The organism is Tautonia plasticadhaerens (assembly GCF_007752535.1).
Classification (GTDB): Bacteria; Planctomycetota; Planctomycetia; order Isosphaerales; family Isosphaeraceae; genus Tautonia; species Tautonia plasticadhaerens.
In genome coordinates this window covers 4,087,789-4,111,143 of sequence record NZ_CP036426.1, presented here as the reverse complement: position 1 = coordinate 4,111,143, position 23,355 = coordinate 4,087,789, and the positions used below count along the sequence as shown (strand labels likewise).

14 protein-coding genes are annotated in these 23,355 nt (G+C 73.6%); 7 read left to right on the top strand and 7 right to left on the bottom strand.

Annotated elements, in window-relative coordinates; genetic code table 11:
• Positions 1-118: 118 nt before the first annotated feature.
• From ElP_RS16355 to ElP_RS16345, 3 genes are all read right to left on the bottom strand, one after another.
• Positions 119-1,804 (bottom strand): Gfo/Idh/MocA family protein, encoded by a 1,686-nt coding sequence (locus ElP_RS16355; protein ID WP_145271067.1) that lies wholly within the window; start codon positions 1,802-1,804, stop codon positions 119-121.
• 110 nt (positions 1,805-1,914) lie between these two features.
• Positions 1,915-2,853, bottom strand: a complete 939-nt coding sequence (locus ElP_RS16350; RefSeq protein ID WP_145271066.1) for a DoxX family protein — start codon at positions 2,851-2,853, stop codon at positions 1,915-1,917.
• Between the two features lie 115 nt (positions 2,854-2,968).
• Positions 2,969-4,072, bottom strand: a complete 1,104-nt coding sequence (locus ElP_RS16345) for an FAD:protein FMN transferase (RefSeq protein ID WP_231749755.1) — start codon at positions 4,070-4,072, stop codon at positions 2,969-2,971.
• 271 nt (positions 4,073-4,343) lie between these two features.
• Here ElP_RS16345 and ElP_RS16340 point away from each other — a divergent pair, with 271 nt between their 5' ends.
• The 4 genes from ElP_RS16340 to ElP_RS16325 all read left to right on the top strand — a co-directional run bounded on the left by ElP_RS16340 (position 4,344) and on the right by ElP_RS16325 (position 11,392).
• Entirely contained in the window at positions 4,344-5,891 is a 1,548-nt protein-coding gene (locus ElP_RS16340) for a sodium:solute symporter (RefSeq protein ID WP_145271065.1), read from the top strand.
• A 103-nt stretch (positions 5,892-5,994) separates the two neighbouring features.
• Entirely contained in the window at positions 5,995-8,325 is a 2,331-nt protein-coding gene (locus tag ElP_RS16335; RefSeq protein ID WP_145271063.1) for an exo-beta-N-acetylmuramidase NamZ domain-containing protein, read from the top strand.
• A gap of 245 nt (positions 8,326-8,570) precedes the next feature.
• Positions 8,571-10,295, top strand: coding sequence for a M3 family oligoendopeptidase (locus tag ElP_RS16330; protein WP_145271062.1), 1,725 nt, complete (start codon positions 8,571-8,573; stop codon positions 10,293-10,295).
• 38 nt (positions 10,296-10,333) lie between these two features.
• Positions 10,334-11,392: an HAF repeat-containing protein gene (locus ElP_RS16325; RefSeq protein ID WP_145271060.1), complete on the top strand. Its 1,059-nt coding sequence runs from the start codon at positions 10,334-10,336 to the stop codon at positions 11,390-11,392.
• A 4-nt stretch (positions 11,393-11,396) separates the two neighbouring features.
• Here the strand turns inward: ElP_RS16325 and ElP_RS16320 are convergent, their stop codons facing one another.
• Positions 11,397-13,037: an alkaline phosphatase family protein gene (locus ElP_RS16320; protein ID WP_145271058.1), complete on the bottom strand. Its 1,641-nt coding sequence runs from the start codon at positions 13,035-13,037 to the stop codon at positions 11,397-11,399.
• Between the two features lie 14 nt (positions 13,038-13,051).
• The gene (locus ElP_RS16315) at positions 13,052-13,768 is read right to left on the bottom strand and encodes a methyltransferase domain-containing protein (RefSeq protein WP_145271056.1); all 717 of its coding nucleotides are present in this window, start codon (positions 13,766-13,768) and stop codon (positions 13,052-13,054) included.
• 1,061 nt (positions 13,769-14,829) lie between these two features.
• On the opposite strand from ElP_RS16315, the gene ElP_RS16310 reads away from it, so the two are divergent.
• Positions 14,830-15,411 (top strand): hypothetical protein, encoded by a 582-nt coding sequence (locus tag ElP_RS16310; protein WP_145271054.1) that lies wholly within the window; start codon positions 14,830-14,832, stop codon positions 15,409-15,411.
• Positions 15,412-15,589: 178 nt separating this feature from the next.
• On the opposite strand, the gene ElP_RS16305 is transcribed toward ElP_RS16310, so the two are convergent.
• Complete coding sequence (locus tag ElP_RS16305; protein WP_145271052.1) at positions 15,590-18,400, bottom strand: serine/threonine-protein kinase; 2,811 nt, start codon at positions 18,398-18,400, stop codon at positions 15,590-15,592.
• 436 nt (positions 18,401-18,836) lie between these two features.
• Between ElP_RS16305 and ElP_RS16300 the strand changes: the two genes are divergently transcribed.
• Positions 18,837-19,400 carry an RNA polymerase sigma factor gene (locus ElP_RS16300; RefSeq protein ID WP_145271050.1) on the top strand — a complete coding sequence of 188 codons (564 nt, stop codon included), beginning with the start codon at positions 18,837-18,839 and terminating at the stop codon, positions 19,398-19,400.
• 66 nt (positions 19,401-19,466) lie between these two features.
• Entirely contained in the window at positions 19,467-21,713 is a 2,247-nt protein-coding gene (locus ElP_RS16295) for a YfbK domain-containing protein (protein ID WP_145271048.1), read from the top strand.
• Between the two features lie 39 nt (positions 21,714-21,752).
• On the opposite strand, the gene ElP_RS16290 is transcribed toward ElP_RS16295, so the two are convergent.
• Positions 21,753-23,345, bottom strand: coding sequence for an NAD(P)/FAD-dependent oxidoreductase (locus tag ElP_RS16290; protein ID WP_145271046.1), 1,593 nt, complete (start codon positions 23,343-23,345; stop codon positions 21,753-21,755).
• Positions 23,346-23,355: the final 10 nt, after the last annotated feature.

The following is a 23,355-nucleotide window of genomic DNA, read 5'->3' as shown; positions in this document are numbered from 1 at the left end:
GCCGGGATCGCAACCGGATCCCCGGCCGGGGGCGGGACGAGGGCGGCCCGGCCGGGGGCGTCGCCGCCCGGCCGGGCCGTCGAGGGGTCGGGTCATCGGGGGTCCGGCCCGGGGGCCGTCAGGCCCGGCCTCGGGAGGCCATCCGGCCGGTGAAGTCGGCCTCGGGGACGGCGGGAGACTCGGGGTCGAACCACTCGGGCTTGAACTCGATCCGGGCGTTGTGCCGCATGGCGAGGTTGCTGGTCAGGGCGATCACCGCGTCGGCAAGGGCAACCGGGCCGGGGCACCGGGGCTGGTGCTCGGCGTCGCCGTGGTAGTCGTTCGGGTCGCCGTTGCGGATGCAGTAGGCGAAGTGCTCCAGCTCCTCGCGGTAGCCCCGGGAGGGCAGCTCGCCGTCGCCGGCGGCGATGGCGCCGAGCGACTGGGCCTGCGACGGGCCGGCCAGGCTCGGGCTGGTGGCCATCGCGTTGGAACCCTTCTCGACCGTGATGGAGGTCGACCGGCCGGCCCAGTTGGACTGCGGCTTGTTGCGGTCGTACTCCTTGTAGAGGTAGATGTCGTACTCCTTGGAGACCATCATCGTGCCATAGGTCCCCATGACCACCTCGCCGTAGTCCTCGAAGGCGTTGGTGGTGATCGAGGAGTAGCTGACGATCACCCGGTCCTTGTCGGCGGGCATCCCGTCGCTGTCGACCTGGGCGCCGATGGTCGGGAACTCGTAGTTGACGAAGACGTGGTCGTCGACCTCGCGGTGGTCGTCGTAGTAGAAGCTGCCGCCGAAGCCGGAGACGGCCAGCGGGTGCTGCTTGCCGAGGAAGATGGAGCAGGCGTCGAGCTGGTGGCTGCCCAGCTCGGCCATCAGGCCGGCGCCGGTCTTGTCGTAGAGCCGCCAGCGGACCAGCTCGTCGTGGTTCTTGTAGGAGTAGACCTTGCCGTCGGACGCCTTGTAGGCGATGGCGTCGAGGTCGACCTTGTCGTCCCCCTCCATGAAGGGGGGCTTCCAGGAGTCGTAGTAGAGCGGGTTGCCGTCGTCGTCCCGGAGGACGACGGGGTTGCCCTCGACGTCGAGCTCGATGTTGCCGGCGTCGTCCTTGGCGAACTGGAGCTGGCCGTTGTTGCGGTGCCAGCTGGCGCGGATGTGGCGGATGTCGCCGAGCATGCCGCTGCGGACCAGGGCGTTGGCGTTGTCGTAGATGGCCGAGTAGTGCCGCTGGTGGCCGATGGCCAGCAGGCGGTTGTTCTCCCGGGCGGCCTTGATCATCGCCTTGCACTCGGCGATGTCGTGGCCCATCAGCTTCTCGCAGAAGACGTGCTTGCCCGCCTTCATCGCGTCGATGGACACCGGCGCGTGCAGCCAGAGCGGCAGGGCGATGACGACCAGCTCGACCTCGGGGTCGTCCAGGACGGCCTTGATCGAGTCGTAGTTCTTCAGCTTGGCGATGTCGTCCTTGGTGTACTGGCCCAGGTCCTGCCGGCCGAAGTAGTCCCGGGCGCGCTGCTGGTTGTAGGGGCGGGCGTCGCAGTAGCCGATGTAGTTGACGTAGTCCCGGTTGGACTGCCGGATCATGGCGTCGCAACCCTCGTTGCCGGTGCCGATGATCGCGGCCCGGACCGCCGGCTTGTCGCCCAGCGGCGTGTAGCCGAAGTACAGGGCCCCCAGGGCCGGGCCCGCGGCGGCGGCGGCGACGAGGAAGTCGCGGCGGGTCGGGTACCCCGCCCTCGGGCCGGTCTCCAGCCCGCCGATCGCGGCGTAGGCGTTGGCCCGACCGATGGCGCGCTGCTCGTCGGTGAGGTGGTTGGTCATAACTGGCAGCTCCTCTCGGTTCGAAGCGGTCCGGATGGTGACCGGTCAGCGTCCGGACGGATCAAGTCGGTTCGAATCGGATCAGGTCGGGTCGGGTCGAGTCGGGCGGGTCAGGCGACGGCCCTGGCCTCGGCGGCGGCGGCCCGGCGGTCGATCCAGCCGAAGAGCAGCCGGTCGACGCCGAACCAGAGCCCGCTCGGGGTGGCGGCCAGGGCGAGCAGGGCGAACATCTCGATCAGGTTCTTGTTCACGAACAAGTACGTCCCCTCGGCCTTGGGGTTCGGTGGCAGCCCGGGGAACGGCGGCATGCTGATGTAGAAGAGGAACAGGAATCCGGCCCCGCCGAGGGCCGCCAGCGGGGTCAGCAGCCCGGCCATCAGGAACAGGCCGCAGAGGGCCAGGCCGTACATCGTCATCGCGTCGACCTGGTCGAGCGACGAGGGGGGAGGGCCGAGCTCCCCGGCCGTCTCGATCTGGTCCGGCTCGGCCAGGGCAACCCAGCCGGCCCGGAGGTCGGCGGTCCACTGCTCGATCGGGGCGACCAGTTCCTTGCGGGCGGCCTCCACCTCGTACTGGGAGTCCAGGAGGCGTTCCCGCTCGTAGGCGAGGGCCGGGGGCTGGGCCTGTCCCTTGCGGAGGGCGGCCAGGTCCTCCCGGTAGTCGTCGATCTTGTCGGCCGTCTCGGAATCCCCGAACCAGGCGTCGGCCCGGGCCTTGGCGTCCTCCAGCTGGGCCCGGGCCTGCTCCTGCTGCCCCTCGGTGAACTGGAAGTGGGCGATGGCCCGGCGCAGCTCCTCGTCCCAGGACTGCCCGAGCAGCTCCGGGTCGAGGACGCCCAGGCTGTCCACGTCGGGCACCATGTTCCGGAACTTCTCGGCGAGCGGCCCGGTGGCGTTCCTCAGGTAGCTCTCGGACGAGAACGCCTCGGGAGAGTCCCGGCTCTCGACCTTCGAACGCCCCTCGTAGTAGAGGTGCCAGCCGATCGAGAGCCGGAGCAGGACCAGGAACAGGGCGCCGAAGAAGCCGGGGTAGTACCGAGTCGGGGCCATCGAGATCGACCCTCCCTTCGTAATCGAGTGTCCGGGGCGGCTCCGGGGCATCGGGAGCGGCCGGGGGGGGCGGCGAGGTCGCCGAGGGCCCCAGATTCGAGGCAATTCGACCAGTCTACGACGAGCCCGACGCCCCATCGAGGGCGTCGGGGGTGAAATCGCGGTCGGCGAGGTTGAACGGCCGCACGCTCGCCCGGCCGTCCTCCCCCCGCATCACGAACAGGGCGCCGACGTCCGCCCGGTCCCGGAGGAAGCCGGCCGAGCCCTCGGGGCCGAGAACCGAGAAGGCGGTGGCCAGCGCGTCGGCCTCGGCGGCCGTCGGGGCGAGCACCGTGACGCTGGCCGGCCCCCCCTCCCCGACCGGGTTCCCGGTGCGGGGGTCGATCAGGTGGCTGAAGATCCGGCCGCCGGCCTCGAACCGCTGGATCGCGCCGCCGGAGGTCGCCAGCCCCCGGTCGCGGAGGTGGACCGTGCCGACCGGCCGGGCCGGGTCGAACGGGTTGGTCACCCGGATCTGCCAGCGCCCGCCGAATCGATCCGGCGGCGAGCCGACCGCGAAGAGGCTCGACTGCCCGCCGTGCACCAGCGCCGAGGTCGGGAACCAGTAATCCTTGACGACCCGGGCGACCCGGTCGAGGGCGTATCCCTTGCCGATCGCGCCGAAGTTCAGGACCACGCCGGGCCGGTCGAAGGCGACGGTCCTCCGCTCCGGGTCGAGCCGGATCCGGTGCCTGCCCGACCGCCCCCGGGCCTCGGCCAGCTGCTCCGCCGAGGGCACCCGCTTCGGCCCCCGGATGAAGCCCCAGGCCAGGCTCAGGGCCCCGGAGGCCACGTCATACGCCCCGTCGGTCTGCTCGCCGAGTCGGACGCCCTGCTCGATCAGGTCGAACAGCCCGGGGGAGACGGCGACCGGCCCCTCGTGGGCCGAGGCGTTCAGCCTGCTGACCTCCGAGTCGTCCCGGTAGATCGTCAACGTCAGCTCGATCGCGTCGATCACGTCCAGCGACGCCTGGGCCAGGGCCGCGGCGCCGGGGGTCCGGGAGGGGACCCGGACGTCGAAGTACGACCCCATCGCGGGCCTTCGGGCGAGGACCAGGTCCCCGCCGTTGACCCGCTCCAGCGCCGGGGGAGATTCGGGCACGTCGGCAGCACCGGCCTCACGACGGGATCGGAAGCGGAACAGGTCGCGGCGGCTGACGCTCGACGGCGGTCGGGACACTCCGGGCCTCGCTGCGATGGTCGGAGGGCGGGCGGGGCGGGGCCGTCGGGCGCTCGATCCCTCCGATATCCGGGACGGGCTAAGGGGTCGGCCCGATCGGGGAGCGAGACGACGGCAATCTTCATTATATCCCCGCGGTCAGCCCCGAAGGAAGGGGCCTCGCCCCGGATCGAGGCCGGGCGAGATCGGGGTGGTGGCCAATCCCGCAGGGCCGGTGTAACCTATTCCGCTCCCCCGCAGTTGCGACGCACCACGGCCCCCGGTCCCCCTCATGAGCCCGATCGACCTCGCGATCATCGTCCTCTACATCCTCGGCGTGACCCTCTTCGGTTCCCTCATCGGGTCGAGGAGCGAGGGCCTGAAGGGGTACTTCCTGGGCGGTTCCCGGGTCCCGGCCTGGGCGGTGATGATCTCGATCGTCGCCACCGAGACGAGCACCGCCACCTTCCTCAGCGTCCCCAGCCTCTCCTACCGGGACGGGGGGGACTTCACCTACCTGCAACTGGCCATCGGCTACATCATCGGCCGGGTCCTGGTGGCGGTCGTCCTGCTGCCGAGCTACTTCAAGGGGCAGATGTACACGGCCTATCAGGTCCTCGACGCGCGGTTCGGCGGCGCGACCAAGACCGCCGCCTCGCTGCTGTTCCTGCTCTCCCGGACCCTGGGGGACGGCCTCCGCCTGTTCCTGGCCGCCCTGGTGCTCCGCCGGCTCCTGCTACTCAGCGGCCTGGTCGGCGACGGGGACGGGGCGATCATGCCCATCGAGTGGGCGATGCCGGCGTCGATCGTCCTGATGGGCGTCTCGACGATCGTCTACACCTTCCTCGGCGGCATGACGGCGGTCGTCTGGACCGACGTGACCCAGTTCCTCATCTACATGATCGGGGCCGTCGCCGCCTTGCTGATCATGGTCGGCCGGCTCGACGGCGGCTGGGAGACCCTCTGGGCGTCGGGAGAAGCGGCCGGCAAGTTTCGGTTCCTAAACCCGAGCTTCGACCTGACCCAGCCGTACACGATCTGGGCCGGGGTGATCGGCGGCATGGTCCTGAGCACCGCCACCCACGGCGCCGACCAGATGATGGTCCAGCGCTACCTCTCGGCCAAATCGCAGCGACAGGCGGCCGGGGCCCTGATCGCCAGCGGGTTCGTGGTCTTCGCCCAGTTCGCGCTGTTCCTGCTGATCGGCGTTGCGCTGTCCGTCTTCTACGGCGAGTACCCTCCGGACCGGCCGCTGCAGGTCGACGACGAATTCGCCTCGTTCATCGTCACCCACCTGCCGACCGGCCTGGTCGGCCTGGTCGTCGCGGCCATCTTCTCGGCGGCCATGAGCACCCTGTCCAGTTCGCTGAACGCCTCCGCCTCCTCGACGGTCAACGACCTGATCCGTCCCGCCTTCCCGAGGATCGGCGAGGAGAAATTGCTTGGCCTCTCCCGGTCCCTGACGATCGTCTGGGGGATCGCCCAGATGGGGATCGCCGCGGTGGCGGCGGCGAAGTTCCAGGACAGCCCGGTGGTGGAGGACGCATTGGCGATCGCCTCGTTCGTCACCGGGATCATCCTCGGCGTCTTCCTGCTCGGCGTGCTGACCGACCGGGTCGGCCAGGGGGCGGCGCTGGTCGGCCTGGTGGCGGGCCTGCTCGCCGTCTCCTACGCCCGATTCGGGTCGGAGTTCCGGGGGACGATCCCCTACCCGTTCGAGGGCGCCCTGGCCTGGCCCTACTTCGCCCTGGTCGGCTCGGGCACCACCTTCCTCGTCGGCCTGCTGGCCTCGACCTTCCTGCCCCGGGGCGGCACGCCTTCGACGGGGGACGCTCGCTGATCCACCTGACCATCGATCGAGGGGCCGGATTGCCCGGGGCGGGCGAACCCTCCCGGCGGGGCGACGGCCCTCGCGACCCCTTTCTCCTCGTCCCGGAGTGACCATGCTGCTCTTCCCCGCGATCGTCGCCCTCGGCCTGCTGGCCGCCCCCGCCCCGACGCCGGGCCTCCCCGAGGCCCCTCCCGAGGAATTGGGGTTCGACGCATCGAAGCTCGCCGGGGTCGGCGAGGCCATCTCGACGGCCGTCGACGAGGGGAAGATCCCCGGCGCCGTCGTGATCGTCGGCCGTCGGGGGAAGATCGCCCATGTCGAGGCGATCGGCCGGAGGGCCGTCGAGCCCGAGGCCGAGCCGATGACCCGGGACACGGTCTTCGATATGGCCTCGCTCACCAAGCCCGTCGCCACGGCGACGTCCGTCATGGTCCTCTGGGAGCGGGGACTCATCGACCTGGACGAGCCGATCACCACCTACCTCCCCGAGTTCGACAACCACGGCAAGGGGGCGATCACCGTCGAGATGCTCCTCCGCCACCGCGCCGGGCTGATCCCCGACAACCCGATCGGCGACTACGAGCACGGCGTCGACGAGGCCTGGCGGCGGATCGCCGAGATCGACCTGGTGGCCGAGCCGGGCGAGGGGTTCCGCTATTCGGACGTCAGCTTCCAGATCCTCGGCCGGCTGGTCGAGCGCGTCTCCGGCCGGCCGCTCGACGAATTCGCCCGGGAGAACGTCTTCAAGCCGATCGGCATGGCCGACGCCACCTTCCGGCCCCTCGACCGGGGCATCCCGGCCGACCGGATCGCCCCCACCGAGGTCGTCGACGGGGAGATGGCCCGCGGCGAGGTCCACGACCCCCGCTCCCGGGCCCTCGGCGGCGTCGCCGGCCACGCCGGCCTGTTCGCGACGGCCGACGACCTGGCGATCTACGCGCAAACACTCCTGGACGGCGGGATCGGACCCGACGGCAAACGGATCCTCGCCCCGCCGACCGTCCGGGCGATGATCGACCCGGCCGACACCCCCGAGGGGGAGCGTCGGGGCCTCGGCTGGGACGTGGCGACCGGCTTCAGCTCGCCCCGGGGGGAGCGGTTCGGCCCCCTCGGCTTCGGCCACACCGGGTTCACGGGCACGAGCATCTGGGTCGACCCCGACACCGAGACCTTCGTCATCCTCCTGACGAGCCGATTGCACCCCGGGGGGGACCAGCCCTCTCCCACCGCCCTCCGCCGGGAGGTGGCCACGATCGTCGCCTCGGCGATCGTCGACACCCCGATCCCCTCCCCCGCCACGGCCGAATCGGCCGAGGTCCTCTGCGGGGTCGACGTGCTGGCGGCCGACGGCTTCGCCCCGCTCAAGGGGAAGCGGGTCGGCCTGGTCACCAACCACACCGGCAAGACCCGGGACGGCCGGCCGACGATCGACGCCCTGTTCGAGGCGCCCGACGTGGAGCTCGTCGCCCTGTTCAGCCCCGAGCACGGCATCCGGGGCGTGCTGGACACCAACGTCGGCGACGACCGGGACGAGGAGACCGGCCTGCCGATCTACAGCCTCTACGGCGAGCGCCGGAAGCCCGCCCCCGAGCAGCTTGAAGGGATCGACGCCCTCGTCTTCGACATCGCCGACATCGGGGCCCGCTTCTATACCTACATCAGCACGATGGGCCTGGTGCTGGAGGCCGGGGCCGAGGCGGGCATCCCCGTCCTCGTGCTCGACCGGCCCAACCCGATCGGCGGCGTCGAGGTGGCCGGTCCGGTCCGCGACGAGGACGCCGAGTCGTTCATCGCGTTCCACCGGCTCCCGGTGCGGCACGGCATGACCGTCGGCGAGCTGGCGACGCTGTTCAACGCCGAGCGCGGCGTCGAGGCCGACCTGACCGTCGTCGAGTGCCAGGGTTGGCGGAGGTCGATGACCTTCGACGAGACGGGCCTGCTCTGGACCAACCCCTCGCCGAACATGCGGAGCCTGACCGAGGCCTTGCTCTACCCCGGCGTCGGCCTGCTGGAGGCGACCAACCTCGCCACCGGCCGGGGGACCGACACCCCCTTCGAGCGCGTCGGCGCCCCCTGGATCGACCCGAAGGCGTGGGCCACCGAGCTGAACGCCGAGGGGCTGCCCGGCGTCCGGTTCGTCCCCGTCCGCTTCTCCCCCGCCGAGCGCCAGTACGAGGGCGAGGACTGCGGGGGCGTTTACATCATCATCACCGACTGGGACGAGTTCGAGCCGATCGAGCTGGGCATCGGCCTGGCGGTCACCCTCCGTCGGCTCTACCCGGACCATTGGGAGCCCGAGGCGATGGATCGGCTCATGACCAATCAGGCCGCCCTCGACGCGATCGTCTCCGGCGCGAGCGTCCGGGAGGTCCGCCGGACCTGGGCCCGGGAACTCCGCCGGTTCCTCGACGTCCGGGCCAAGTACCTCATCTACGAGGACTGACCCCCGCCTTCCCCCTCCCCGCCAGAGGAGCGGGGCCGGCGCGGGCCCCCGGGCCTCGCGCACCGTCCCGGCCCCCTCACCCGGCCTGCACCCACCCCCTGCCCCGCAGTCGGGGGCGCAGGTCGGACGCCCGGGATCCCCGGTTGGGATTGCCCCTCCCCTCCCCGATCGGTCAGCATGTCGGGGAGGAACACCCATTCGCCGACCCGCCCGAGATGGCCGATCACGCCCCCAGGTCGAGACCCATGAGCACCGCCCCCTACGCCCCCGAGACCTTCCCCCACCGCTGGCTGCCCGCCGAGGTCGACTTCTCCACCTGGGAGCGGATCGAGCCGTATTATCAGCAGATCGTCGATCGGCCGATCACCTCCCCCGCCGAGCTGGAGGAGTGGCTCCGGGACGTCGGCGAGCTGAACTCGGCCGTCTCGCAGGAGGGGGTCCGGCGCTACGTCGCCATGACCTGCCAGACCGACGACCCCGACCGGGAGGCCGCCCACCTCGCCTTCGTCCGGGAGATCGAGCCGAGGCTCAAGCCGTATCTGAACCGGCTCCGCAACGCCTACCTCGACTCCCCCCACCGACCCGGCCTGGACCCGGACCGCCACCGCGTCTTCGACCGCGCCCAGGAGAACCGCCGGCGCCTCTACCGCGAGGCCAACATCCCCCGGGAGACCGAGCTGGCCGAGCTGGGCCAGAAGTACCAGAAGGCCATCGGCGCGATGACCGTCACCTTCCGGGGCGAGGAGAAGACCCTCGCGCAGATGGCCCCCTACCTGGAGGAGCCCGACCGGGCCCTCCGCCGGGAGGTCTGGGAGCTGGTCTCGTCGCGACGGCTCCGGGACCGGGACACCCTCGACGACCTCTTCGACCGCATGATCGCCCTGCGGCAGGAGGTCGCCCGCGAGGCCGGCTTCGACGGCTACGTCGAATACGCCTACGCCAGCCGGGAGCGGTTCGACTACGGCCCCGAGCAGGCCGAGGCGTTCCAGGACGCCGTCGAGGCCGAGGTCGTCCCGCTGGCCCGCGCGCTCCAGCAGCAGCGACGGGTGGCGATGGACCTGGAGAAGCTCCGCCCCTGGGACCTCTCTGTCGACCCCCAGGGCCGCCCCCCGCTGCGGCCCTTCGCCGACGCCGACCGGCTGGCCGAGGGGGCCTCGCGGATCTTCTCGAAGGTCGACCCCGAGCTGGGCGCCCAGTTCGCATTCATGCGGGACCGCGCCCTGCTCGACCTGGCCAACCGCAAGGGCAAGGCCCCCGGCGGCTACCAGACGACCTTCGAGGACGACCGCCTCCCCTTCATCTTCATGAACGCCGTCGGGGTCGACGGCGACCTCAGGACCATGCTCCACGAGGGCGGCCACGCCTTCCACACCCTCGCCGCCCGGGGCGAGCCGCTGCCCGAGTACCGCGACGCCCCCATCGAGTTCTGCGAGGTCGCCTCGATGAGCATGGAGCTGCTCGGCGCCCCCGAGCTGACCGTCTTCTACCCCGAGGCGGACGCGAAGCGGTCCTACCGGGAGCTGCTGGAGGGGATCGTCCTGATCCTGCCCTGGATCGCCACCGTCGACGCCTTCCAGCACTGGATCTACCGCCACCCGGGGCACACCCGGGACGACCGGCGGGCCGCTTGGAACGCCCTGATGGACCGCTTCGGCGGCATCATCGACTGGTCGGGCTTCGAGGAGGTGCGGTCGAACACCTGGCATCGACAACTGCACATATTCCTATACCCGTTCTACTACATCGAGTACGGGATCGCCCAGCTCGGCGCGTTGCAGGTCTGGCGTCGGGCGCTGGCCGACCGGCGGGCGGCGGTGTCCGCCTACCGGGCGGCCCTGGCCCTGGGAGGCTCCCGGCCGCTGCCGGAGCTGTTCGAGGCCGCCGGGGCGAGGTTCGACTTCTCGGCCAGCACCATCGCCCCGCTGATGCGGGACATCGGGGAGGAGCTCCAGCGTCTCGGCGACGCCTGAGCCCGACCCGCCCATCGACGACGGCAAGGGGGATTCCGATGAGACCTGCCACGCTGCTGCTCCTGTCGGCCGCCGCCCTCACCCTCCCCGGCCCCGCCCGGGGGCAGCGACCCCCGGCGGGCTTCGAGGTCGTGGCCCGGATCCCCGGCGTCATCGCGACCGGCATCAACGCCGGGGGGGACGTGGTCGGATTCCTCTGGGAGGAGGAGGCCGAGCGGCCCGGGGTGGTCGCCCAGGTGCCGGTCTACCTGGAGGGAGAAGCGGTGACCCGGCTCCCCCTGCTGGAGGGCTACACCTCGACCTTCCCGGCCGCGGTCAGCGACGGCGGCCTGGTCGTCGGCCGGGTGAGCAAGCCCCTGATCCCGGGGGTGGAGGTCGACCTGCAGAACCAGGCGTTCGCCTGGGACGCCGAGGGGGGCATCCGGGGCCTGGGCGTCCTGGAGGGGGGCATCGCCTCGCTCGCCACCGGCGTCTCGGCCGACGGGGCCCGCATCAGCGGGATCATGCTCTTCGAGGGCCACATGGAACCCTGCGTCTGGGACCGGGACGGCGACGGCGACGGCTGGAGGGCGACCACGCTGCCCACCGAGCGGGGCCTGGGATCCAATGTCGTCGCCATCAGCGGCGACGGCCGTCGCGTCTCGGCGGTCGACGGGGCGCTCCCCTGCCTCTGGACCGCCGACGGCTCGGGGGGCTGGGCCCGGGAGGCCATCGCCGGCCCCGGCTCGCTCCTGCCCCGGGGGGTGAACGACTCGGGCATGGTCGTCGGCCTCCGGTTCGACGACGGGGGCCGGGCCCACGCCGTCGTCTGGACCCGGGACGGCGGCCACCGGCAACTGGAGGAACCCGAGGGCTACGTCAAGTCCGAGGCCGCCGCCGTGAACGACTCGGGCATGGTCGTGGGCATGGTCGACGGCCCCAGCGGGTCGGACATCTACCCGAGGGCATTCATCTATCAGAATGAGAAAATGACCCTCATCCCCGAGGGCAGCCCGGTCTTCGCCACCGCCACCGCCGTCAACGACAACGGCCAGGTGGCCGGGGTCGTCGAGGAGGCGGACGAGGTGGAGGGGCCGGCCGGTCGGCCGGCCCCCTGATCGATCAGCCGAGGTAGCCGAGGTCGATGAGCCGCTGCTCGACGATAGCCTCGTCCTCCGGGTCGAAGTCGAAGGCGTTGCCGTGCGGCGGCCGGACCGGGCCCGACCCGGAGTCGGCCCGGGTCGCCCGGCCGCCGAGCCCGGCGAAGGGGACGCCCCGGACGTGCCCCGGGATCGGCTCGCCGAGCAGGGCGAGGACCGAGGGGGTCACGTCCTTCAAGGCGGCGTCGATCGCCCGATCCGGCCCGAAGCCGGGGGCCGCCAGGGAGACGATCCCCTCGGGCCGGTGCGTGCCGGGCAGCGACGGGTCGGCGGCGACCCAGGAGCGGTCGGCGGTCAGCTTGGTGCGGACCCAGTAGCGGCGGTCGGGCAGGGCCACGAGGTCGGGGTAGCCGGACTCGCTCGGGTCCAGGCCGTAGTCGCCCCCCAGGTCGATGACCTTCGGGAAGAGCGGCTCCCCCGTCTCGGGGTGGTTCGCCGAGGCGAGCGCCTCCCGGGCCTGCGCGCGGACCTCGTCGACCTGCCGGGGGTTCGAGGGCAAGGGGCCACCCGCCGCGCCGTCCCGGGGGATGTAGACCATCGCCCCGCAGTCCTGGTGGGGGGCGAAGGCCACCGTCCTCGACCAGTCGAACGGGAAGGTCGCGGCGATCGAGGCGTGGAACGAGGCGCCCCTCGCCTTCGGATCCTTCCGCTTGTCCCCCCAGAGTCGGAGGCGGTCGGCGGCCTGGGTGGCCCTTCGCCGGATCCGGCCGGCGACGCCGGGCAATTTGATCAGCCCGCGATCGAGCAAGATCCGGTTGACGTGGACCCTCCCCAGGCAGGGGCCGAAGCCGTGGTCGCTGACGCAGAGCACGGCCGCGCCCCGGCGGTCGGCCAGCTCGCAGAGCCGGCCGATGGCGCGGTCGAGGCCCCGGAGGACCCCGGCGGCGGCGACGTTCCACTTCGGCTCGGCGATCCCCGTCTCGTCCACGTCCAGGTATCGCCAGGCGCGGTGCTGGAACGGGTCGAGGTTCTGGAACTGCACGAGCAGGGCCGACCAGTCGGGCGCCATCCGGTCGGCGACGATCGCCCCGTCGGCCCGGCCGAGGAAGCCCTCGACGGTGGCCTCGGCGTTGGCCTCCAGCTCGTCGAGCGACTCGGGGACCCGCTTCCACTGGTACTTCAGGGAGTACCTCGGGGCCTCCCGGCGGAGGGCCTCGGCGAAGTCGGCCGGGGCGCCCGAGAGGGCGGCCTCCAGGTGGGGGGCGTCCATCCCGGAGACGACGATGCCCCGGACCTCGGGCGCGGGATACGTGCCCGGCAGGTTCAGGCTGACGACCGACCGGCCGGCGCGGTCGAGCAGGTGCCAGAGGGTCGGCACCCGGAACCGGCCGGAGTGGTTCACCCGCATCAGGCCGGCGGCGGGGTCGAAGTAGCGGTGGTCGAAGATGCCGTGGTCGGCCGGGTCGCAGCCGGTCTGCATCGTCGCCCAGGCGGCGGCGGTCATCGGCGGCTCGGTCGACCGGAGCGTGCCCCGGCTCGACCGGGAGAGCAGGGCGTCGAGGTTCGGCATCGCCCCCCGGGCCCGCATCGGGTCGAGCACGGACCAGGTGGCGCCGTCGAGGCCGAGGATCAGGACGCGGTCGGTCGTGGCGGTCGTCGTCATCGCGACTCCTCGGGTCAGCCGGCCCGGGCCACGGCGACGGCCTCGGCCGCCGGGCCGTCGATGGTGAAGTCGACCGCGAACTCGTCCCGGATCTGGAGCCGCTCGGCCTTGGAGCGGTAGAGCATCGCCAGCTTCCGCCGGGCCCGGTCCCGGGCCGGGATCGCCGCCTCCTCCCCCCTGAGCCAGCCCTGGTAGCGCTCGACGAGCCGGTCGGCCCGGTCGACGGCGTCGGCCGGGGCGGGGTGCTTGATCCCCAGCGACATGACCGTGTGCGGCGTCTTCCTCGGCCCCTGCTGGCCGACCACCCGGAGGGCGTAGCAGTCGAGCATCCGGGCCAGGCACGAGGGGGTCATCCGCCAGTAGTCGTCGGGGTAGCCGTGGATCTTGAAGTGGAAGGGGGAGGTGAGGATGAACAGGCCGCCGGGCTTGAGGACCCGGTAGACCTCGTCGAAGGCGCGACGGACCTCGAAGACGTGCTCGAAGGTCTCCAGGCAGATGATGGTGCCGGCCGACTCGTCGGCCAGGGTCATGGCGCTGACGTCCTCGACCCGGTCGACGCCGGGGCCGGGCCTCATGTCGCAGCCGAGGAACGGCTTGCCCGGGAACATGCCCCGGAGGTCGGCGTACCCCTCCTGCCCCTCGACCTGATAGGCGCCGAACTCGACGATCGGGCCGGGACAGTCGAAGGTCTCGGCGACGAGTCGGCAGAACGCCTTGTTGTGGTCTCGCATCGGCGGCGATCCTCCCTCCCTGGCCCCGCGTCGAGCCCCCCGCATCCTCCGGGGGGAATGGGCGGCGATCATAGGAGAGAGCCCCAGGGCGGTCAATCGGAATCGGGTCGGCCGCGATCGGCCCGCCCCGACGAGACGGGGCCCCTCTCTCCGGCCGGGCCGACCGGGATCGGATCGGGCCCGGGTCGGGGCGGTCCCGCCCGGGGCATTGGGTTCGTTTCGCGACGGGTGATGGGTTCGCTCCGTCCGGGATTGGGTCCGTTTCGCGACGGGCCCCGGCTTCGGTTCGTGCCCGAGCCTGGGTCCGATCCCGGGGGCGTCCGGGCCCGATTCCAGGGCCGACTCGGCGGCCGGGGGGCGGCCCGGTGCGCCCCCGGAATCGGCCCGGTGCGCCAAGCGAGGTGGCGTCCCGATCCGCGATTTTCCTTGCACGAAAGACGTTGCATCGAATGGACCGGGTTCGTTCCGGGAATCGAGCCCGCCCGCATTGGGTTCGTTTCGCCGGGCCGACGGGGGGCGGATGGGTTCGTTTCGCGACGCGGATTGGGTTCGTTTCGCGGCGTCGGGCGCGAGGCCGATCGAGGGCCTCGGGCGTCGAACTCGGGGATCCGTGCGCACTCGGGGCGCCCCGGGTGCGCCGGGACGGGCCGACCGGCCCGGGGTGTCGGGAGCGCGGATCCGGCCCCGGTGCGCCGGGGGGGCGACGGGGGGCGAGGCGTCGGGTGGGGGATCGGCCGGGGTCCTGGGTGTCGCATCCGAGGGGTGACCGAGGGTGAGGGACGATTCCGGGTCGGGTCGGGGTCGGGTCGGGGTCGGGTCGGGCTGTGGGGTCGGACAATCGCCCCATCATGAGTATCGAGGGAACGGGGCCGGGCAGTCACAAGAAATGGCGGGCCTCCCGCCGGAGCGGCCCCCGGGCGACCCCGGAGCCCGGGCCGGGGGAGCGGGCGGGGAGGGAGGCCGGGGGCTGGACTCGGGATCCCGCCCGTGTTCAAGTAGACCGCGTCCGTCGTGTCGTGATCGCGTGGTTGTGAGTGCCGCCGTCGACCCGAGATCGGGAGTTGAGCGCCCGAGCGGCCGCGTCCGGGGCCGAGTCCCCGGGCCGGGTGGTCTGGGATCCGGGCCGGCGTTGGCCGGACCGGGATGGGCTCGACGGCAGGACGAGGATGATGGGGCCGAGGCCCCGGGAGCCCCTCATGGCTGATGAGCAGGAAAAGACCCCCGAGTCGTCGGGGGCCTCGCCGACCCCTCGGGGCCAGGAGCCGCCCCCCGCGCCGTCGAAGCAGACGCCGACGCCGGACCGGGAGTATCCCGAGTCCGTGGCGGCATCGGCGACTCCGCCCGGCTGGCGACTCACCGGCAAGGTGGTGCGGGGCAACGGCACGAACCCGGTCCTGCTCACCGACGGGTCGTTCTCGGGCGTCTCGGACCGAGACGTGACGTGCTGCAACGACGGCAATAATTTCCCGGCCACGGTCCTCGCGGCGAACGCGGCCGTGCTGGTCCTTCGAATCGATGGCCAGGCCGATGGGGACTGCACCATCGACTCAGGGAAGGGCCGCGACCACGAATCGACGGGTGGCCTGACCATCCAGGTCAAGGCCCAGGTAAAGACGTTCGAGGGCGCGGTGGTCGGCCCCTGATCGCCCCTCCCGCCGGGCCTCCCCCCCCTTCGGCCGGCCGCCTCGGGGCGGTCGGCCGTGGTGCCCGGCATCGGGTGCCGGGCCTCGGGAGGCGGGGGCCCGCGCCGAGGCCCCCGCCCGGCAGCCTCCGGGACGGGTGCCGCCGCGTGGCCCTCCCGATCGCGACGCATCCGGCGCTTCAGGGGGGGAGTCGCCGTCGGGCGGATTCGAGGGCATCGAGGGCCGATTCGAGGCTCCGGCGGTCGAGGTCGTCCTCGGGGCTGCCCTCGACGGCGAGCCGGAGGAAGGCGACGGCGACTTCCAGGCGTCGGACGGCCTGCTCGGGGTCGTCGCGCCGGAGGGAGAGGCGGCCGAGCCCGGCGAAGAGGCGGCCGGCCTGGCCCCGGTAGGCGGGCACCCCGGGGGACTCCCGGAGCAGCCGGGAGAGCAGGCCGAGGGCGGCATCGAAGTCCTGCCGGGCGGCGTCGAGGTCGCCGGCATCCAGGCGGAGCCCGCCCCGGAAGGCGAGGGCGTCGGCCAGGCCGGCCCGGTAGTGGGGGAGGTCGTCGTCGTACTCGACGTTCGCCCGCCACTGCTCGACGGCCTCCACGGCGGCGGCCTCGGCCTCGGCCCGCCGGCCGGGCTGCGGGGCGAGGAGCCGGGCGAGGGCGTCGAGGCAGAGGGAGAGGATCCAGCGGTGGTTGTTGTTGCCGCCGGTCCGCTCCAGCCAGGCCCGGGCGTGGGCGATCCCCTCGTCCAGGGCCCGCTCGGCCTCCTCGGGCCAATCGAGGCCGGTCAGGGTCCTCCCCCTCCGGTCGAGGGCCAGGCCCAGGAGCATGGGGTCGACGGGCTGGGGGTCGGGCCGGTCGTTGAGGGCCCGGAGCAGGTCGAGGGCCTCGTCGACCAGTCGCAGCGAGGCGTCGAGCCGGCCCCTCCGGGCCTCCAGGTCGGCCTGGTCGTAGCGGATGGAACCCAGGGTGCGGCGGCCGTCGTCGTCGGGCCCGGCCCCCAGGCGTCTCCGGGAGATCTCGGCGGCCCGGGCCAGGGCGTCGCTCGCCTCCCGGAGTCGGCCGAGGGTGCGGAGGGTGTCGGACTGGTTGCGGAGCAGCTCGGCCAGGCGGTTCTCGACCTCGGCCGTGCCGGGGGACTCGTCGAGGAGCCCTTCGAGCAGCCGGATCGAGGCCGACGCGTCCTCGGTCGAGGGGACCAGCTCGTCGAGGAGCTGGCGGACCTTGGCCAGCTCGGCGAGGACCTCGGCCAGGTCCCGGCGGATGCCGGGGTCGTCCGGGCGGCGGTCGTGCAGCGCGCGGAAGGTTTGCAGGACCCTCACCACGAGCCGCTTGCGGATGGAGGCGGCCCCGGGGGTCTGGGCGAGGGCGTCCTCGGAGAGTCCGAGCATGTCGAGGGCCAGGTCGCGGGCCGATTCGAGGTTCTCCTCGGCCAGGTCCCGCTCCCGGACGGCGAGGGCGGCGGCCTCCCGGGCCTCGTCCCGGGCGACGGCGAGCGCCCGGTTCTTGCCGGAGATCACCGCGGCGGCGGCGGCGAGGGTGAGCGACACGGCGACCAGGACCACGGCGGCGGCGAGGACGGCCGATCGGTGCCGGCGGCCCCACCGGGAGAGCCGGGCGGAGGGGGGCTCGGGGTAGGCTCGCACGGGCTCGTCGGCCAGCCAGCGGCGGACCTCGTCGGCCAGCTCGGCGGCGGAGCCGTAGCGGTCGGCCGGGTCCTTGGCCAGGGCCTTCAGGCAGACCGCCTGGAGCGCGGGGGGGGCGGCGGGGTTGTGCTGCCGGGGGGGGACGGGGGGCTGCTCGCAGACCAGCCGGAGGACCTCGGCCTGGGTCGGGGCGTGGAAGGGGGCCCGGCCGGTGAGGATCTCGTAGAGGGTGGCGCCGAGGCCGTAGACGTCGGTCCGGTGATCCGGGGGGGGGGCGCCCGGCAGCCTGCCGGTCTGCTCGGGGGCCATGAGGCCCGGGGTGCCGACGGCCTGATGGGCCAGGGTGGCGTCCCGGTCGGGCGAGGGGTCGAGGACCAGGGGGGATCGGCCGGACTCGGACTCGGACTCGGGGTCGGACCCGCCGGACAGCTTGGCCAGGCCCCAGTCCAGGACGTGGACCTCGCCGAAGTCGCCGAGGATGACGTTGGCCCCCTTGAGGTCCCGGTGCAGGACGCCCCGGGCGTGGGCGTAGGCGACGGCCAGGCAGGCGGAGACGAAGGCGGTGAGCAGGCCGACCAGCTCCGAGGGCCCGGCCCGGCCGTCGCCGAGCCCCTCGTGGTAGTCGACGGCGGCCTGCTTGAGCGTGCGGCCCTCGACCAGCCGCATGGTGTAGAAGGGGCCGCCGAGGGCGGGCTCGTCGACGAGGTCGAAGAGGGGGACGATGCCGGGGTGCTGGAGCTGCCCCGTGACCCGGGCCTCCTCCAGGAACCGGGCCGAGCCGGAGGAGCCGACGGGCCGGTCGGGCCGGGGCTCCTTCAGGGCGACCTCCCGGCCGAGGTGCCGGTCGATCGCCCGCCAGACCAGGCCGAGGCCCCCCTTCCCCACCGGATCGAGCCGGTGGTAGCGGTCCGGGGCGGCGGCCGGGCCGGTCGTCGGGCCCTGGCCGGGGGGGTCGAGCGGGCGGGTCGAGCCCGAGGGGTCGAACAGCTCGGTCGGGCCGGAGGGGTCGACCGGCCCGGTCGGGCCGGGGGGGACGAGTGCACGGGTCGAGCCGAGGGGGTCGACCGTCTCGATCGAGTCGGGGGGGTCGACCGTCTCGGTCGAGGCCCCGGCGGGGGGGGGCGGGGGAATCGGGCGATCAGGGCCCGGACCGTCGGGCTGGGTGGTGATCGAGCCGGGAATCGGCCAGCCGTCCGGGGGGGGCCAGCCGAGGGCCCGGAGCAGCTCCCCCAGCGAGGAGTCGGGCCGATGCAACCACTCCGAGCAGGCGGCGGCGAACTGGTCGGGGCGGAGCCGACCGATCCGGACCATCCGGGCGGCGAATTCCAGCTCGTCCGAGCGGTGGGATCCGGGCATTCGGTCGTCTCGGGGAGTTCCGGCCGATCGGGTCGGATCGGGCTCGGGACGCCCGGATACCCGGGCGGGTCGACGGTCGACGGGCCGGTCGGGCGTCGGTCAATGGTTGCAGCCCTCGCGTCCCGGAATCAAGCGGGGAGCGGCGGGGCCGGGCCCCCGCCCGCCCGCCCGCCCCGGGGATTCCCCGGGGCGTCCCCCTGAGGAGTCGCGCAAGAAGAAGCCGGTGAAAATCCGGGAGTGGGTGGCCGGGGTCTCGTCCGCGCGACCCCGGCCGGGAGGCCATCGCACCGGGGTCTCGCGGACGAGACGCCAGCCACCCCGGCACGGCCCGCCCGCCCCGGGGATTCCCCGGGGCGTCCCCCTAAGATCGGCGGCCGGGGTCCGTTATCCTGGTGGCGGGGGGCTCGGGAGGCCGGACCGGGGACGAGGGGTGGTGATGGCGGGCGGGGACCCTTCGGCAGCGACCGACCGGGACGGGTGGATCCGGGCCGCCGTGGAGCGGTTCGAGGGGCCGTTGACGCGCTACGCCGTGCGGGTCGTCGGCGAGGTGGAGGCGGCCCGGGACATCGTGCAGGAGACGTTCCTGAAGCTCTGCGGGCAGGACCGGGGACGGGTCGAGCCGCACCTGGCCGAGTGGCTGTTCACCGTCTGCCGCAACCGGGCGCTCGACGTGCTCCGCAAGGAGGGCCGCGTGAGTCGATCCAGGGACCCCGAGACGAGGCTGGGCGTCGTCCCCGCCGCCGACGCCGACCCGGCCGACGGCCAGGAGCGCCGGGACGAGCTGGACCGGGTCCTCCGGCTGATGGCGATGCTCCCGGAGTCGCAGCAGGAGGTGATCCGGCTGCGGTTCCAGGAGGGATTCTCCTATAAAGAGATCAGCCGGATCACCGGCTTCAGCGTGGGCAACGTGGGATACCTGCTGCACATGGGGCTCAAGTCGCTGCGGGGGCGGCTGGGGGTCCCCGACGACGGGGCCGCCTCGCCGGGCCGACATGCCTGAGGCCGCCGAACCGATCCCGAGACTCTCGACCGGATCCGCGGCCCGAAGCGGCCGGGGGAAGCGCCGATGACCTTCGACCCCGACGACCCGAGACTGACCGCCTTCGCCCTGGGGGAGCTGGACGAGGCCGACCGCGCCGCCGTCGAGGCCCTGCTGGCGACGAGCCCCGAGGCGTCCCGGTTCGTCGCCGGGGTCCGCCAGACGGCGGCGATCCTGACCGAGTCGCTCCGGCAGGAGCCCTCGCCGGGGCTGTCGATCGTCCAGCGGCTGGACCTGGAGGCCCGGCTCGTCGGGGGCCCGAAGGAGGCGGCGCCGAGGCCGGGGCCGGGGGGGTCGGCCGCGTCCCTGCTGCCGATGCGTCGGGCGCTGGCGGCGCTGGCCGCGGGGCTGCTGCTGGCGGCGGGGGGCTTCGGGATCGGCCGGCTGTCGCTGCCAGCGTCGGCCCCCGGCCGGGCGGCGTCGGTCGCTGAGTCGTTGTCCGGGCCCTCACCCGCCCCCCGGGCCGCCGAGGCCGAGCTGGCCTACGCCGACCCGGCCGGCCCGGCCGTCGAACCCGAGGCCGGGCCGGAGCCCGAGGCCGGGCCGGGCCGGGTCGACGAGGCGGCCGTGGCCCTCGTGCCGGCCGAGCCGTCCTCCCCGGCCGCCGGGGCCGGGCCGCCGCCGGCCCCGGCCCGGTCGATGGCCGCTTCCCCGATGGTCGCCCTGCCGCCGGACCGGGACTTCCAAGAGGGGGCGATCGACGAGGCCCCGGCGGTCGCCTTCCGTGAGCCGGCCGATCGGGAGGCTGAGGGGTTTGCCGTCGCTCGCGGCTTCGAGCGGGGGGCGGGACCGGGCGAGGCCGCCCGGAAGGCCGGGCGGGGGCCGGGGGAGGTCCCCGCCGATCTCCGGGACGAGCCGAGTCAACTGGGCCAGTCGACCGCCCTCCGGGCTCAGACCCAGGCCGGGCAGCCCCAGGGCGATGCGGCGAGCCTGGGCATGGGCTTCTCCCCCGAACGACCGGGCCGCCCGGCGACGGGGGAGATGGCCGGCGGCATGGCAGGCATGGCAGGCATGGCAGGCATGGGGATGATGCAGGCCAAGCAGGACGGAGCGGCTCCCGACCCGCCGGGGATCGCCCCGGGGGCGGCCGGGCGGGCGGGCGGCCGGGCCGCGAAGGTCGAGGCGGGGAACGTCGTCGAGGTGATCGAGCTGGCCGACGGCCACGTCCGCAACCGGATCGCGCTGCCGGCGCCGGTCCGGGAGGTCGTGCTCGACGCGACCGGCTCGCAGTTGCTCGCCGAGGGGGCCGACGGGTCGATGTCGGTCTACCACGTCGAGTCGGGCCGGCTCCTCAACGCCCTGCGATTCGACCGGGAGCCGCTGCCGGAGGCCCGGTTCGGCCCGGGGGGCGAGGTGATCCTCTCGAACCTGGGGGACGGGCTCGTCCAGGCCGGGGGGGCGCCGGGGGCGGGCTGGCGGAGCCCGGAGGCCGACCCGGTGGCGGTGCTGCCGGTCGACCCGGGCCGGGCCTCGCTCGAGGAGGTCGGCCGCCGGCTCGACCTCGGGCTCGTGCCGATCGGCCGGGAGGTGCCGATCGCCGGGTTGGTGAACGCCCCCCCCTACCCCTACCCCTACCCCGGGCCCGAGGGGGACGGGGGCGGGGGCGCCGTCTCGGTCGACGCCCGGGTGGTGGCGGCCCCCTGGGACCTGGGGCATCGGCTCGTCCGGATCGCCCTGGTCGCCCGGCGGGTGGCCGACGACGAGGATCCGGGGGCGCCGCCGGTGGTGGCCGAGGGGGTCTCGGCCGAGGTCGCGTTCAACCCGGCCCGGGTCGCCTCCTATCGGCCGATCGGTTTCGACGGCCGGCCGTCCCCGGGGCCCGCCGGGGGGGCGCCGGCCCTGAGGGCGGGCGACCGGGCCACGCTGCTGATCGAGGTCGAGCCGACGGAAAACGGCCGGGGGGCCGCCGGGGCCCCCCTCGCCTCCCGATATCTCGCCGCCGACCCCGCGACCCGGGACGAGCTGCTGGCGGTTTCGGTCTCCTATCGGGAGCCCGGCATGGAGGCGCCCCGCTCGGTCGACCGGCCGGTGCTCGACGCCGCCGGGGCCCTCGACGAGGCCCCGGGGGACGTCCGACTCGCCTCGGCGATGGCCTGGTTCGGGCTGGCCCTGGCGGGGGCCGTCGAGGACGTGCCGGGGGCGATCGACGGCGTCTCGGCCCTCGTCGGCTCGATCGACGAGGACTTCCTCCCCGAGTACCGCCGCCCGCTGCTCGGGCTCATCGACCGGGCCCGGGCGCTGGCCGGGGGGTGGCCGGACGGCGCCCCCCGATGAGGCCGGGTTGCACGGAGGGTGCCCGCCTCGTCCTCCCCCTCAGGAGCCCGGCCGGGCGTACCGAGAGACGAGGGACCGGGCGGTCCGGAGGCCGTCGACGGCGGCGCTGACGATCCCCCCGGCGTAGCCGGCCCCCTCGCCGCAGGGGTAGAGCCCGAGGACGGCGGGGCTCTCCCGAGAGGTCGAGTCCCGGGGGATCCGCACCGGGGAGCTGCCCCGGGACTCGGGGCCGGTCAGGGTCGCCCCCTTGAGGAACAGGCCCCGGAAGGAGCGGTCGAGCCGGGGGAGCCCGCGCTCCAGGGCCTCCATCACCACCGGTGGCATGATCAGGCCGAGGTCGGTGGCCACCGTCCCCCTCGGGTAGCTGCTCGGCACCGACCCGACGCTCGCCCGGCCGGCCATCAGGTCGCGGACCGACTGGATCGGCGCCCGGTACGATCGGCCCGCCGCCAGGTACGCCCGGCGCTCGGCCTGTTGCTGGAAGTGCACACCGGCCAGCGGGTGATCCGAGCCGACGTCGGCCCGGCCGATCGTCACCACCAGGCCGCTGTTGGCGAAGGGGGAGTCGTGCCGGCTCTCGCTCATGCCGTTGGTGCAGAAGTAGCCGGGCTCGCTGACGCTGCCCATCACGTAGCCGCCGGCGCACATGCAGAAGGTGAACAGGTCGCGGTCGCCGGCCCGCGTGGCCAGCTCGTAGTCGGCGGCGCCCAGGGCGGGGTGCCCGGCCGAGGGCCCGTAGCGGGCCCGGTCGATCTCCTCCTGGGGCTGCTCGATCCGGACGCCGAACTGGAAGGGCTTGAACTCCAGCGGCACCCCACGCCGGAGGAGCATCTGGTAGACGTCCCGGGCGCTGTGGCCGGCGGCGAGCACCGCCACGTCTCCCGGGACGTGGCCGGAGCTGGTCATCAGGCCCTGAAGCCGGCCGTCCCGGAGGTCCAGGTCCTCGACCCGGCAGGAGAAGCGGACCTCGCCGCCGAGTTCCTCGATCTTCCGACGCAGGGTCCGGACGATCAAGGGCAGGCGGTTGGAGCCCAGGTGGGGCCGATGCTCGTAGACGACCGAGGGCTTGCCGTGGCAGTCGGCGATGACCTCCAGGACCCTCCGGACGTCGGGGCCGGTCCCCCGGCTGGTGAGCTTACCGTCGCTGAAGGTGCCCGCGCCCCCCTCGCCGAAGAGGTAGTTGCTCTCGGGGTCGACCGGCCCCCCTTCGTCGAAGCCCCGGACGTCGGCGACCCGGTCCTTGACCGCCCTCCCCCGCTCCAGGACCAGCGGGCGATACCCGCTCAGCGCCAGGAAATAGGCCGCGAAGAGCCCCGCCGGCCCCGAGCCGACGATCACCGGGCGATGCCCCATCGGCGACTCCCCCGGCTCGGGCCAGTCGAAGGAGTCGGGGGCATACGGGGCGCGGTCGGGGCCCAGCAGGGCGGCTTCCCGGTCGGGGTCGGCCAGGGAGACCTCGGCGGTGTAGACGAACCGGATGTCGTCCCGTCGCCGGGCGTCGAGGCTCTTGCGGAGGATCCGCCAGCGGCCGATCTCGGCGTCGCCGACGCCGAGCCGATCGGCGATCCGGCCGGGCAGGGCCGACTCCTCCTCGTCCAGGGGCAGGGAGAGGTTCGTGATGCGCAGGGACATGGCGAGGGAC